Raw genomic sequence first — 15,358 nt, 5'->3', positions numbered from 1 at the left:
TTAGTTGAATCTGGGTTGTTTACTTCGCTACCTTGATTATCTGTTGTGTCAGTACCCGAATTATTTGATTCGTTTTCGTTATCTGAAGTACCGCTACTATCTGGATTATCTGGGTTTGTTTCAGGTGTTGTTTCTCCACTAGGTTGTTCTTTTTCATTTTCTGTAACTTCAGAATGAGAATCTGTTTTTCCGTTATTATCTTGATTACCTGTGTCTTTGTTATTTTCTTCAACAACTTTATTTTTTATTTTTTCTAATAAAATATTCAAATCACTATTTAAGTTTTCTTGGATATTAATTAAATTATTATTTTTTGAGTTATTGATAATATTGTTAAGTTCTTCATTTTCTTCATTAGTTAATTTATATTCCGAAAATAATACTTTTGTTTCTGTGAATTGTTCTTTTAATGAATTTAATTTTGCAATGTCTGAAGCAATTTGTTTAAATTCATTTTCTTCGTTTGCCTTATCAATATTATTAATAAAATGATTCTTATTATCTTGACTTAAATAGTTGTTTTGTTCAAGGATATTTTTTAAATTGTTTTTTGCATTTTCAATACCATTTAAGTTATTTAAGGTTTTATTATAATCTGCAATTAATAAAACTAAATCCTCTTTATTGTATTCTGGATTGCTAAAAATATAATCATGTGCTTTTTCATAAGCCGATTTAAATTTATTTTTATTATCCTCAGAAGCATTGATATAATTAAACGTTTTAATAACGTTTAGATAATCGGAAATATTTTTATTTGCAATAACTTGATAATTACTATATTCAGATAATGTATTTTTTAAATCGTTGAAAGCTAATTCAGTTAAGCTATTTTTTTCTGCTTTTATTGCCGAATCTTTTTGATGTTCATTTAAATTCAAGCTATCTAAATAACTTTTAAATTCATGCATATTATTTTGCGCAATTTGTTCGGCTATTGCTTGTTTTTCGATTAAAAATGACTGTATATCATCCCCTGCTTCAACTTTATTTAGCAATATTGTTTTTTCATAAGTTAACAAATTGTTTGAAGCTTTAATTTCTTTTGACAATTCGCCTAGATTAAAGTCAAGATTTTCTTTAACTGAATTTTGAAAATCATTAAGAATAGTTTTAATTGTTTCAACATCCGAAATATTGAAAATCGATGACAATTTTTTATATGATTGATCAAATATTTGGTTTTCGGATAAATCTTTATTTAAAGCCGAAATATATTTTTCATATTTATTTATTGTCAATTCAGCTTGCGCATCTAAATCATTAATTTTTGATACGACTGAAGTTAAATAATTATTTTTATCATTTTCGGTTTCGGAATTTTTAATTAATTCTGTTTGTAAATTTCTTTTCTGATTATTACTTAAATTAGCAAATTTATTAATATCCTGTGAAGGCATATTAGCATCACTAATATCCATTATTTTTGATGTTATTTCTGGGAGTTCAGTGTTTGAATTTACTTCCAAAGTTTCGTTAATTAAAGCATATTTTTCAAAAATATACATATCTGCTGCGTTTAAAATTAAATCAATTAAAACAATTTTTGCATTCATTAATAATAAATTATTAGTAATCTCGGTAATTTTTTGGCTATCAATTGATTTTATATAGCCTTTAGTATTATTTAAAACCGTATTAAATGCATTTTGCACATTGCTTGGTAAATTATTAAAATAATCACTATTTTGAATCTCTAAAGCGCTTTGAATTGCCTTTTGTGCTTTTTGATTATCTAAAATAATTCTAGGAATTTCTTTTTGTAAAATTCGATTCAAATCATCATTACTATTTGCTAATAAAATTTTATTTCTAAAAGCTTCTTTTTGCGAATCGCTTATATCTTTATTTTCTAATAGATGAGTTGGTTCATTATCTTCATTTAAAGTCTTGGCTTCTGTATATATTTCAGTTGCTTTTTCAATAGTTTCTGCATGATTAAAGCGATTGATTAAATCAGCTTTTTTATAAGAAATTATGTTATCAAAAGCTTCAATAAGCGGCTTGGTTATTTCAAGATACTTATTTAATTCTTCACTCACAATTAACTTTTGATTAGCAGTTTTTAATGCATTAATCAAGGTATCAATTTGCTCCCAGTTAATTGATTGATTACTTTCTTTTGCTAATTCGTTATATGCTAATTTAAAATTTTCTTTAATATCTTGATTTGCTAAATTAGCATCTAAAGTATCTATAGTGTTTTTCAAAGCTTTTAAAATATCAATACTGTAATTTAAATTCTCATTTAATTCCTTAGCAGAATTTAGAACTTCAATTTCGTCGCCTGTTTTAATTTGTCCTATAAACAGATTTTTTTGCTCTTCAGATAAATTATTTAAAGCCTTAATTTTGTTAACTAAATTATTATTTTTTTCATATTCTATAAATTCGGCTTCAATTGTTTTCTCTAGCAATTTTAATTTATTAATTTGAGCTGATAAATATTCTTGATTAACTGAATCTTCGGTGGCTCTGGCAATATTATCATTTAAGTTATTTAATGTGTTTAAATATTGTTCTTTTGACTCACTAGAAAATTTATCAAAACGGTATTTAGCTTTAAATTGCGAAAGATTGGCATTAATTTCCTTGACCTCCGCTAATAAATCATTAACCATGTTATCGCTTTGAATTACATTCTCAATTTGTTGATTGCCGTTTTCGATAAAATTAATGTATTTTGGTGCTATTAATTCAATTTGCTCTGCGCTAAAATTGTTTATTTGTAACTGTGTGTTTATTGTTTCGATTCGATTTTGAGTTGTTGTTATTAAGTTATTAATTTCCTCAATATTTTGACTTACATTAAATTCGGCAATTAGTGACTCACTAATAAGACTATTAATTTTTCCAACTATTTCAATAATTAAAGCGTTGTATTTAGTTATGATCGCATTTTGCGCTCAACTATATTTGCTTAGAATAGGTCACATTCTAAAATCAAAAGATCTAAAGTCATTTGCCATTTTTTCATTCAAACTTAGCAAATTGTTTTTTAGTTCAATTAGTTTATTGTTTAATAAAGCAAAGTTTTCTTCACTTCAATCATTTGATAAAGTTGATGAAATCAATGCATTTAAAATTTTTTCTAAATTATACTTTAGACTAAAGATGATATTATTAGAAGTATTTTTTAAATGTAATAAAAATCTGTTATTTTCAAAATCTTCAATTAAATTATTAATTAAACTTAATTCATTTTGAATATTACTTAATATTTGATCATTATTATTTAGATTCTCATTAATGGTTTTTAATTTTGAATAATTATCATGTGTGTATTTTTGATATGAGTTAAGGGTGTTTAATTTAGCTTCAATTTCTTCATTAACTAAATTCGATAAATCTAAATTTTGATTTTTATAAAAATCTACTTTATTGTTTAAATAAGTTCTAATTTGATTTAATAATGCATCATATTCTGGAGGATTTTTAACCGTAGCTTCTAATGAAATATTATTAAAAAACTTTTGTTCATAAAATGGGTTTTCAGGAGTTGCTTTATATAATTTAATTTTAATCGGGTCTCCAACAGATAAGTCCTGTCCGGCCATTGAAATTACTGCATTGTTATTATTTAATTTTAAAGATTTTCTAAGCGAATTATAAACAACAATATCAGCTTGAAAGCCTTGAGTGTTGCCATTTAATTGAATAGTATTGTTTATAACGTTAATATTATTTATTGATACATTAGTTACTTTAGGACCAAAAATTTGTCTTTCATTTATATCTTTATCAGAATAAAAGAAGTTTGTTTTTCAAACCGCTTGTGATAATCCTGCTCCAGGAAAATCCATTGCAACTATTCCTAGATTAGTCAAGTTTTGATTTTTGTTTAAATAATTTAATACATAAGGATTGATTTCTTCGGCATTTTTATATGGTCTTCAACCATTGGCATACGATATAAAGTTAATGTTCATTAAAGGCCCAGTATAATTATTGGTTTTGTTAAACATTTTAACAATTTCTGCTTCTTTTTGCTCAATCGATAGTTTTTCGTATTGATCTTGAATTGTTTCCTTTTGAAAGGCTCTTCATCATTGAATACCACCGTAATTTGACGTAGAAATTAAATGGTGCATATAGTTAAAGACAAATACTTTACCTCTTAAATTTCTAACCGATGTATCTAAACTGAAAAAATTATTAACATTATTTGTATTAAATAAAATGTCGCTGAATTGCTTTAAAGTATTCAAATAGTCTTGACCTCATTTAGCCAAGCTTTTATCACCCTGTTTAATACTTCCATCTTCATCTTTTATTCTAACTAAAATAAATTCAGAAGGATGGTCTTTTAAAAATGTTTTAAAGGCCTGTAAAGTCGTTTTCAGATTCTCTGTTTTAGAAGCTGTTGACCCGTGTTTAATTCATAAATTTCTATCTATTCTAATATCAAAAAATCTAATCCCCATTTTTAATTGATTAGCATAATTATAAGCTTGTGTTTGTGACCATGATGCGAATACATTTGGATTCCACATTCCGGAATCGTGTGTTCCAGGAATTGATAATTCATTCATTTTTAAATTATCATTCAAACCTTCCATTCAATATGAGTAATCTTGTTTTAGTTCATTTCCATATCCTCAATAAGCCATATTAGGTTTATTATAAGTAATATTGAAAGTATCATTATTGTGATTATTAGATGCTGATATTAAAGGTGCTGAAAAAACAGGCATCAAACTACCAATAGTAACGGCCCCTATTTTTAATAACTTATTTTTATTTTTATTGTTCTTTATCATAACACCATTTATTATACTATTTATTGTGATAAATATATAATATATTTATCTTCATAAATTTATAAAACAAAAAATAATTAAAAAACCAACATTTGCGTTGGTTTTTTATTATTAAATTAATTATATTGGTAATATCAAACTTTAATACCGTCTTTAGTTGGTATTTCTGGTAATGGTTGTATATTAGTTGTGTTATTTAATGTTGTACCTCAACCATATTGGCCAGCAGTTCTTCCTGTACCACCTGCATTTAATAAAATATATTTATTATTAATTGTACTTGATGCTCTGTTTTCTTCTGCGGCTCATCTTATAGTTTCATATACTGTTTTATATGTTTGATCTATTTTTTTCATAGCATTATTATATACTACTGCGCCATCTGGGAATATACCTGTCATAAATGATCAACCCAAATTATTGAAATCATAATCTAAGTATGTTCCGAATGATGCACTAGAGTTTTCATATGTTATATATGCAGGTTTACGGTTTGGATTAATAGGTACTGAAATACCTGATGTTGACGCTGCGTTTAAAAGATTTTGTTGTAATGAATAAATCTTTTCTGCTTGTTTTCTTTGTTCTTGAGATGCATTCGAAGGAATTGAAAGAGGATCATTTAATTGGAATCTTGAATTTAAAACACCTTCGTCAGATAGAGTTCTAAATAGACTATAAGCATTAACACCAGCTATTTGGATTAATGAATAGTTGTTATCCAATCATTGACCAAAATGATTAAACATTTTAGCATATCCATTTGCAAATAAAAATGGGTTATTTTTTTGGCTTCCTGATGTTAAACTATAATTATCATCAGCTCTATTAGAAGTCATTTTTTCTTTTATTTTAGCTTCAAAAACAGTAGCAGCGCTATTAATTTGGTTTCCTAATGCGAATACTTGATACATTTTATCTAATGCGTTGTATAAATTATCAAGATTATTTAGTGAATAATCAGCGCCTACATTTAAGCTTCTTCCAAGATTTATAACGTTTACAAAATAATTATTAAAGTTAGAACCATCTGCTGTTATTGGTAAATTATTTGTACCATAAGAATACCCGGCATAGTTTGTATAAGCAGATCCCGATTGTGGAGGAACCATAGCTTGTAAAATTTGAGACGCTGGAAGATATTTAGCATTTTTAACTAAAACATCATTAAATAAATAATTATCAGTTAATTTTAGGGCTGTTTTTAAATCATTAATTGAGTTTTCGCTTAATGCAAGGCTCATAGGTGTATAGTAGTCAAAGTTTTGAATGTATTGGTCTAGTGTTGTCACATTCAATTGATTTAACATCGGATTTTTATTAATATCTAATTCAGCCATTTCTTGTTTAACAGCATCTCTTCCTCAACGGTCTGGGCTGCCATATACTGATTCTCCTCAGAATTTTTCAATAATTGGAGCAAATGGAGAACGTTGACCTTCAAAAGTATTTACTGGTACAGACATTAATGAGTAAAATGTTTGTCCGAACACACGTTCACGATACATGTTATACATTTGTTTTCTTTTTTCTGCAATTGTAGAAATTCTATCTCCTGCTTTTCCAATTGTGTTTTCAGAGGCAACTACTTGACGTGCCAATGTAACAACGTCAGTTTGAGATAGATAGTCATTGATTTTTTCAGCATTTAATGCATCGCTTGTTGTTTTAGCAACTCAGTTTCCTGCCAAAGCATCCGATCTATTATCATTTTGATACTTGGTAATTGCATCATTTTGTGCTTTTGCTCTAGCTTTTAATGAAGTTAGTAATTTTTGGTATTCATCATTTGCATTATTTATAGCATTTTTATATTCAGCTGTATTTTGTTTTAATAAATCAACAGCTGATTTTGATAAATAATCAGTATTTGAAGCTTTGGTTGATGCTTGAATACCTTCAATTTGGGTTGCATTATTGTTGATTTGGTTTTCAATATTTGTTAAGTCAGAATTTGTAGTAACTTGATTTTGTAATTGATTAATTTCGGTTAAAGTACTTTCTTCCCACTTAAACACTTCTTTTAATTTATTATATCAGTCATTTAAACCGACTGGATTTGAAGTGCCCAAACCATTGTATGTTCCATTCTTCAATGTATCTCAATTATTTTTTATTTTACTAATTATTGCATTTTCTTGTTCAGTGTAGTTAGTTGTTAATTTATTTAATAAATCATTTAACCCTTCTTGATTTGTTATTGCAGGTAAACCAGTATCAGTATTTTTAGTTATAAAAGTTAATTTTTCAGTGTTAACTAATGGTAAGGCTTTATCTGCAGCTAATGATGCGTCACTATTAGAAGCTGTAATATTGTTATTTAAAATTGTGGCCGAATCATTAATATATTTAATTTTGTTTAAGGCCAAATTAATTTCATCAATTTTTGGTTTAATTTGGTTAAAGTCAGGTAATTGATTTTTTATATTTGGAATTGTACTTGAATAATCATAAGTATTGTCATTTAAAGCTTCGCGTGCTTTTATTACTGATGTAGATAATTCATTCAATTTTGTAGATGTAATTCCTAAATCTGCAAATTTAGGTAAATCTTTTTCAACAGCGCTTACTGGAGCTTTTAATTTGTTAATTTCTTCGCTTAAAGTATTTAAATATGCATTTTGATTACTTTTTAGCGCTTTGCTTTGTGCATCATAAACATTGATTGACTGATTGGTTTGTTCAGTTAATTGTTTTAAATCTCAATTTTTATTTAATTGAATGCTATTTTGTGCATCAACGGCATTTTTAATTGCTGTAACTGAATTATATTGAGCTTGTGTAGCGTTAACTTTATCAACATTAGATTTTAATTTGGCTACATTTGCTTGAGCAGATGTGAATTTTTCAGCTTGAGTTTTTCATGCAGCAACATCTTGATTTAATCTATTGTTTAAATCATTATATTTATTATAAGCAGCTTCTAATTCATTTACTGTAGCAGCTGGATTTTGTTTATTTAAAACTTGATTAATTCCATCGATGATTACATTAGCGGCAGTCGATGATCAAGGATATTCTGTTTTTTGTGTTTCCGCATTATTTTTAATTTTATTTAATTGTGATCTATATTGTGAATCTGCGAAAGTATTTGCATTGTTTGTAGCTTCTTTAAGCGCAGCGTTAGCTTCATTAATAGCATTTGTATCATTAGCTGATTCAGCTTCAGATATCGCTTTATTTAAAGCATCTTTTAACTTTTGTTGTTCACTTGCAGAAACTGGGTTATCAGATTGTGATGAATTGATATTTAAAACATTATCTAAATTGTTAACAGCTTCTTTTGCTTTGCTTAAGTTTTGACTTAATTCGTTTCTAGCAGCTGATAATTGTTCGGCATCAATTCTTGATTTCTCTTGATTTGCATCTGCTAATGCTTTTTTAAGTTTATTATCTAACTCTTGTAATTCTGCTTTTTGTAATTTATTTAAATTTTCATCCGATTCATTAGAAGGAACATTTTCAATAATTGAGTTTATTTTATCTACTAAAGATTTATATTCTGGAGCAGTCATTGAATCTGCTAATTTTTGAAGTTTGCCCCTATTATCAACTATGCTTTTAATCAATCTTCCTTTTTCTTCTGAAAATTCTCTAAATACTTGGAATGCTTCATTTCTTGCGGCTTTAAGATCGGCGGTAGCTTGTTGAATTACTTCGTTTGTTTTTTTAGGGTCAGCATTGTATATATCAGAAGCTTTTTGTAAAGCTTTTTCATATTTTTGTAAATCTTGTTGTAATGAATTATCTGTTGATAATTGTTGTTTATAAACAGTTCCTCATTTCATTTCTTTTTCTAATTTTTTTAATGCTTCATTAGTTTCATTATCTTCTAATTCTTTACCTTCATTAGCGGCTTTTATAGCTTCTTTTAAAGCGGCTGTTTTAGCTTCGATTGAACTTAATGTATCACCGTCATTAATGGTTGAATTTGGTGTGTTGATTGCTTGAGTTAATGCATTAATTACTGAACCTAAATTTACTTTATTAGAATCTGATTTTAGACTGTTCAATAAATCATTTGCAGCTTTAAGAGTTTCTGCGTGAGTTGTTTTTGCGGTTGATAATTTATCATTAAATTTAGCAATAGCTGCTTGAGCTTCTTCGTTTAAAGCATTAATTTTTGCTGTTTCAGAAGCATAATTTTGCTCTTGGTTACCATCAACCACTTTTTGAGCTTCGGCTTGAGCGGCTTCTAGTTTATTCTTTAATTCAACCATTTCAGGATCTTGGTCAGTAATATTATTTGAAATTGATTTACTTGCCTTGATTGCATTTTCTAAAGCGGCTTTTTCTGATCCGGCAATTTCTTTATCTTTTTGGGTTTTTTTCTCTTTAGCGGCTTCTAAAGCAGTATTTAGTTGATTTTTAATTTGTTCTAGTTTTGCTTTAGTTTCACTATCTAATAAAGGTTTTTGAACGTTATTAAAATTATCCAAAGCTGCTTGTAAATCTTTTTTAATTTCTGCATATTCTGGGTTGTTTAAAGTGTTATTAATGTAATTTTTAATATCTTCTGCATTTGCATTAATTTGTTCTTTTAATGCTGATTTTTCTTTATTTAAGTTATCAAGCGCAGTTTGAGCTTCTTGTTTAGCGGCATTTATAGCAGAAGTTGCGCTTTCAATTTGTTCATTGGTTTGTTTTGGATTTGCATCATATGCTTGTTGAGCAGTCGCTATAGCATTTGAAAGTTTTTCTTTTGCACTGGCGATTACTGGGTCTGACATTTGGTCTGAAAGTTCATTAGCTGAATCAATAGCTGATTTTAATTGCGCTAATTTTTCGTTAGTTTCACTATCAGCTTGGGCTTTTGCGGCATTTGCTGCGTCGATTGCTTGATTTAAAGCATTAACTTTAGCCTCGATATCAGTTAATGGTGAATTATCTTCAATATTTGAATTAGCATTAATTGCTTGTTCTAACGCATCGATTACTGAGCCTAAATTTGCTTTATTAGAATCTGTTTTTAAATTATTTAATAAATCATTTGCTGCTTGTAAAGCATTAGCATGATTTAATTTATCAGCAGCTTCAGATTTTTTAAATTCGTCAATTTTTTTCTTAGCAGCTTCAATAGCATCATTGATTTTTTGTGTTTCAGAAACATATTTAGATGACTCTTGACCATCAATTATATCTTGGGCTTCTTTAGCCAAGTCATTTAATGAAGTCTGTAATTCAGTCATTTTTGGATCTTGACTTGTAATTGATGTTGCTAAATTTTTTGCTTCAGAGATAGCATTTTCTAAAGCCTCTTTTTCATTAAATGATTGGTTATTATTAATTGCTTCATTTAAAGCTTGTAATTTATCATTTAATTCACTAATGCTATTTTGCAATGTTGGTGCGTTATCATCAGATGCTGCTTTAACTGCATTTTCTAAGGCTGCTTTTTGGTTTTCATCTGATTGCGAAGGAATTAAATTATTAGTAATATTTGCTTTTGCTGCGTCAATTTGGTCAATAATTGCTTGTTTTTGTTTGTTAACTTCGGCAATTTTGTTTTGAGCTGCAGCATTATTGTCATTTAGTTCTTTAATTATTGCTTTTAATTTATCAACTGTATTGATATTTGTTTCTTCGCCTGCTTTTGTAATTGAATCTTGCAAGGTTTGTTTGTTTGGATTGTAATCATCCCCTGGCATATTTTCAATTGTTTGGTTTGCTTGAGTTAGAGCATTATTTAATTGATTAGTTAATTCTTCCATCTCTCTATCTATTGCTGCTTTTTGGTTTGGAATATTATCTAATGCTTGTTGTAGTTTGTTTTTAATATCACTTAATTCTGTTTTAGAATATTTATCAAGATTTGGTTTATCGTTTTGATTGTAATCATTTAATACATTTTCTAATTCATTAGCAATTGAATTGTATTTAGTGTTTTCAAGAGCTGCTTTTTCATCTGTTAAAGAATCAACATTTTTTCCAATTTGATCTTTTAATTGTTTAATTTCAGCTTTTAATTTTTCTTCAGCTGCTTGTTGTGAATTTTTAAATTCTTTAGCGCTTACTAATGATTTGTCTAAATCAATTCATTTAGCAACTATTACATCATTTGATTCAGCTGGGTCAGTTTTGTTTAATGAAGCTTCTAAACCATGAATGTTATATTCGAGATCTTTTTTGGTTTCTGAAGCATCTCATTCAGCTTTAGAATTAGATTCTTCCATTTCGGTCTCAAATGACTTAGCAGAATCTAAACTGCTTTTTGCATCAGAAACAATTTTATTATTAAATTCTGAAGTTAATGAATCAGCTGCATTTTTATAAATTTCTGCTAATTTTTCTAAGTCATTTTGAGAATGTTCGCCATCATAAATAGCTTGAGCTGTAGTTATGTCGCTTTCATATTGGCTAATTCTATCTTCATTAACTAAATTTTCTTCTTTTAGTTGATTTAATAATTTTTTCGAATCGGCAATAGTTTTGGCTAAAGCTTCTTTAGAAACGGTAACTTTGGCTTGTGATAATTCATTTTTTAAATTATCATTTAAAGTTTTTAAATCACCTAAGTTTTTATCAGCTTGTATTTCAGGGTTAATTGCATTATCTGCATCACTTAATAATGATTGTTTTAAGGCTGCATCAGCTTCATTTGTTAAAGTATTAGCAAAAGTTTTAACAGCATCTGCTGTTTCGCTAATTTTTGCTTTTAATTCTGCTTCTTGTTCGCTAATTTTGTTAGCAAATTCATCGTTTTTTGTTTTTAAAGTTTCATTAGCAGCTTTGATGTCTTCAGTATTTAAAGATTTTAATAATTCTTTTGCTTTTTCTACATCTTGTTTATATGTTTCAACATCAGCTGAATTAAATAAATCTTTAGCAGATTCAATATTAGCATTTTGATTTTCAGCTTTTGTTATTTCTGATTTTAAGTTATCTAAAGCACTCTTAGTTGCTTCAGCATTTGGAACTAAATTATTAGCTTTTTCTAACAATGCATTTAAACCATCTATTGATGTATTGTTATTAGCTTGACTTGCTAAAGTATTAATTTCGTTTTCTAAATTATTAACAATTCCTGAATACAATGGATCATTTGATAATGATTCTTTTTCAGCTTTTGCATTTTCTAAAGCTTTGTTAATTTTTTCAATAACTTCGGCTTTTGCCCCGTTTAATGCATTTTGGAATTTAGTTAATTCATTTTCAACTTCAGCTTGTGCTGCTTTTAATTCTTCAGTAGTAGAAGCCGGATTATTTAACACTTCTTGTGCTTTTGCAATTTGATCGGTTAATTCTGATTTATTTTCAAAATCAGCTGGTAATTCATTAAGTAATGAATTAGCGTCAGTAATTGCATTACCTAATTTTTTGATTGCTTCTAATTTATCAGTTAAACTTTTAGCTTGTTCAATAACGTTATTTAAATCATCTGCATTGTTAGCATTAGCATATTGTTCTTTTAATTCTGCATTATCTTTAGCTAATTGTTTTAATGCTTCTTGGTATACTGCATTATTTTGATTTTCATTCGATAATTCGCTATAAGCATTATCAAAAGCATCAACAGCCTTTTTAGCTGTTTGATTAAGGGTTTCCAAGTTATTTAATGCTTCGATGTCATTTGCTAAATCATTTTTAGCTTCATCAACATTTTTGAAAATTGTATTTGCATCCTTGATATTTGGATCTTGTAAAATCTCTTCATATTTAGCAATTTGTTGTTCAACTTCATTGCTTAGAGCGTTTGCATATGGTTTGTCTGATAAACTATTTTTTAATTCTTTTAGTTTATCTACCGACAAAGCTAATTGTTTTCTAGCTTCGTTGCTTTTATTGTCGTTTTCTATTAAAACATAAATAGTACCGGCGGTAGCCCCTAGGGCAGCAACTCCCAAAACTACGCCAGCTATTTTTCTTTTTTGCTTTTCGTTTGGCATAATTTCCTTTCTTTTTATATTGTTATTATTTATATAATAAAATTCGGTTTTTAAAATAGCAATAAGTATAATACCACAAAAAAACTTTTATTAATTATCATTGATGTTTTTATAAATAATTTGTCAATATTATTAGCCTATTTCGGCAAGTTTTTTTGTATTAAAAAAAGCGCCGCTAAGCGCCTAATAGTCAATTACTTGAAATGGTGCGAACGAATGGACTCGAACCATCGACCTCACGATTATCAGTCGTGTGCTCTAACCAGCTGAGCTACGCTCGCAAAACTATGGCCATTGACTGGCCATATATAAATAATAATATAAAATGCAAAATTAACGTTTTGAGAATTGTCTTGCTCTTCTTGCTTTTCTCAAACCAAATTTCTTACGTTCTTTAACACGTGCATCACGAGTTAAGAATCCAGCATCTTTTAATTTATTACGATATTCATTATTTGATGCTTCTAATAAAGCACGAGCGATACCTAATCTAATTGCTCCAGCTTGACCAGTTAAACCACCACCGTTAACATTTGCAAAAACATCAAATTGGTTTGTTGTTTCGGTCACTGTGAATGGACTTAAAGCATCTTTTAATAAAATGTCTGAATTTAAGTGTTCTTTAGCAGGTTTTCCGTTAATAATAAAGTTACCTTTTCCTGGAAGTAAATAAACTCTAGCTACTGATGATTTACGTCTTCCTAGACCGTAGTATCTAATTTTATCTGCCATAATTATTTAACCTCGATTTTAACTGGTTGTTGAGCTGCTTGTTTGTGTTCAGCTCCTGCATAAACAAATAAGTTTTTAAATTGTTTACGTCCTAATTTAGTGTGTGGTAACATTCCTCTAACGGCTTTTTCAACTAATGCTTCTGGTTTTTTAGCACGTAAATCAGCTGCATTAATTTGTTTTAACCCACCAGGGTATCCTGTGTGGTGGTAGTAAATTTTGTTTTCTTCTTTTTTAGCTGTCAATAATACATCTTTAGCGTTGATAACAACTACATTGTCGCCCATGTCAACATTTGGTGTAAATGTTGGTTTATTTTTTCCTCTAAGGATTGAAGCTACAAGAGTTGAAAGTCTACCTAGTGGTACGTTGGCTGCATCGATAATGTATCATTTTTTGTCAACTATTTCTTTTCTAATAATTGTTGTTTGACGCATACTTTCTCTTCCTTTTCTAAATATAAAATATAAAATGCTTTTACATTATAACATTTTTTTTGATTTATGTATAACTTTATTTTAATTTGCTTAACATATAAATTAATGCGGTTTCTGCTCGTAAGATTGTTTTAGTTAATGACACAATTTTAACATTCGCAGCAATAGCCTGACTAACTTCTTTTTTGCTAAGACCACCTTCTGGGCCAACAATAAACATTACATCATTTGCAATTGTAAGCATTTTTTCATCTTTTTCATTTTCATAAGCCATGATTTTATTTGCTGCTGGATAGTCTAATAGTTGCTCAAAAGTCATAGTATTTAATAGTTCAGGAACAAAATTACGGAACGATTGTTGGGCCGCTTCTTTTAGAATTTTTTGAATTCTTTCTTTTTTAGTTATCACATTAAAATTTGCCTTATCACAAAATTCTGAAATAAAAGGGATAATCTTTTTGGCGCCTAATTCAGTTGCTTTTTGTAAGGCAATTTCAAAATGACTTTGTTTAATTAACGGAATCGCAACAATTATTTCATAATCATATTCATTATTAATATTAAGTTTTTCAATTATTTTTGCTTGATTTGGAAAAACATATTGGCATTTATAAAATTGACCTTGATAATTAATTAAAAATAATTCGTTTTTTAACCTTATTACCCTGATGTGTTTCTGGGTTTCTTCATCTAATAGAAAATTGTCATTAATTTTTGTTTCGCTAAAAAATTTATACATAATAAAAAATAATAAACTATTTAACATAAAAAAAATTAAAAAGGCGGACAATGCCGCCTTAAATGATTAAATTAGAATTTTAAATCCAAAATTTCTTACATCATCTTAAGATTTTAAAATATCAGCAATTTCATCATCAGATGTTGAAACCGTGCCGTTATATTCGACAAAGTCTCGTTTTTGGAATGCTCCATTATTAACTAAAAACTCACGGGTTTTTTCGTTTTCAAATGGAATAGCATTTTGTTTGTTTAAAAGATTTTCATGAATTTCTTCTTGAATTTCTTTTATTGCTCGTGGTGAATTTTCTTTTAAGCCGGTTGCGATAACCGAAACAAAAACTTCACCTAATTTGTCGCTTTCTTCAGAAATAGAATTATTGATTCCGAAAATAATATTAATGTCTTCTCCAACTAATTCACGCATTGTTTCGATCGCTGAATCAATTTCATTTAAAGTGACTTTTGAAGAAGCAGAGAAATGAACTATAGCGTCAGTTGCTCCAACGATACTTGACTCTAAAATTGGACTACTAATTGCAGACGTGATGGCTTTAACAGCACGGTCATCACCGCTCGCTTGACCAATCCCAACAACGGCTTCGCCTTTACTTTTAATAACTGTTTCTAAATCTGCGAAGTCTAAGTTAATAATACCCGGAACAGCAATTACATCGATTATTGTCCGTATAGTTTGTTTTAAAACATTATTTGCACAACGAAAAGCATCATTATAAGAAATTTCTCCATATTGATCTTTTAACTTATCATTCGAAATAATAATATAAGCATCAACATATTTTTT

The 15,358-nt window shown here is 28.2% G+C and carries 6 protein-coding genes and 1 tRNA gene; all 7 read right to left on the bottom strand.

Features of this window, described 5'->3' with window-relative positions; all coding sequences use genetic code 4:
• Positions 1 to 4,760, bottom strand: a 4,760-nt coding sequence (locus tag FJR74_RS08230; RefSeq protein ID WP_140915046.1) for a phosphatidylinositol-specific phospholipase C domain-containing protein, incomplete at its 3' end; no start/stop codon positions are given.
• A 116-nt stretch (positions 4,761 to 4,876) separates the two neighbouring features.
• Complete coding sequence (locus tag FJR74_RS08225; RefSeq protein ID WP_140915045.1) at positions 4,877 to 12,646, bottom strand: LMP domain-containing surface protein; 7,770 nt, start codon at positions 12,644 to 12,646, stop codon at positions 4,877 to 4,879.
• A gap of 204 nt (positions 12,647 to 12,850) precedes the next feature.
• Positions 12,851 to 12,927, bottom strand: a tRNA-Ile gene (locus FJR74_RS02940).
• Between the two features lie 52 nt (positions 12,928 to 12,979).
• Entirely contained in the window at positions 12,980 to 13,378 is a 399-nt protein-coding gene (rpsI, locus tag FJR74_RS02935) for a 30S ribosomal protein S9 (protein WP_140915044.1), read from the bottom strand.
• Between the two features lie 2 nt (positions 13,379 to 13,380).
• Positions 13,381 to 13,815, bottom strand: coding sequence for a 50S ribosomal protein L13 (gene rplM / locus FJR74_RS02930; protein ID WP_140915043.1), 435 nt, complete (start codon positions 13,813 to 13,815; stop codon positions 13,381 to 13,383).
• Positions 13,816 to 13,891: 76 nt separating this feature from the next.
• Positions 13,892 to 14,554, bottom strand: coding sequence for a 16S rRNA (uracil(1498)-N(3))-methyltransferase (locus FJR74_RS02925; protein WP_140915042.1), 663 nt, complete (start codon positions 14,552 to 14,554; stop codon positions 13,892 to 13,894).
• A gap of 105 nt (positions 14,555 to 14,659) precedes the next feature.
• Positions 14,660 to 15,358 (bottom strand): FtsZ/tubulin family protein (locus tag FJR74_RS02920; RefSeq protein WP_503465740.1); only part of this gene is annotated, 699 nt, incomplete at its 5' end.

The organism is Metamycoplasma neophronis, assembly GCF_006491995.1.
In the GTDB taxonomy this organism is placed as follows: domain Bacteria; phylum Bacillota_I; class Bacilli_A; order Mycoplasmatales; family Metamycoplasmataceae; genus Metamycoplasma; species Metamycoplasma neophronis.
Note: the sequence above shows the minus strand (reverse complement) of the source record. Positions and strands in the feature narration are given on the sequence as shown.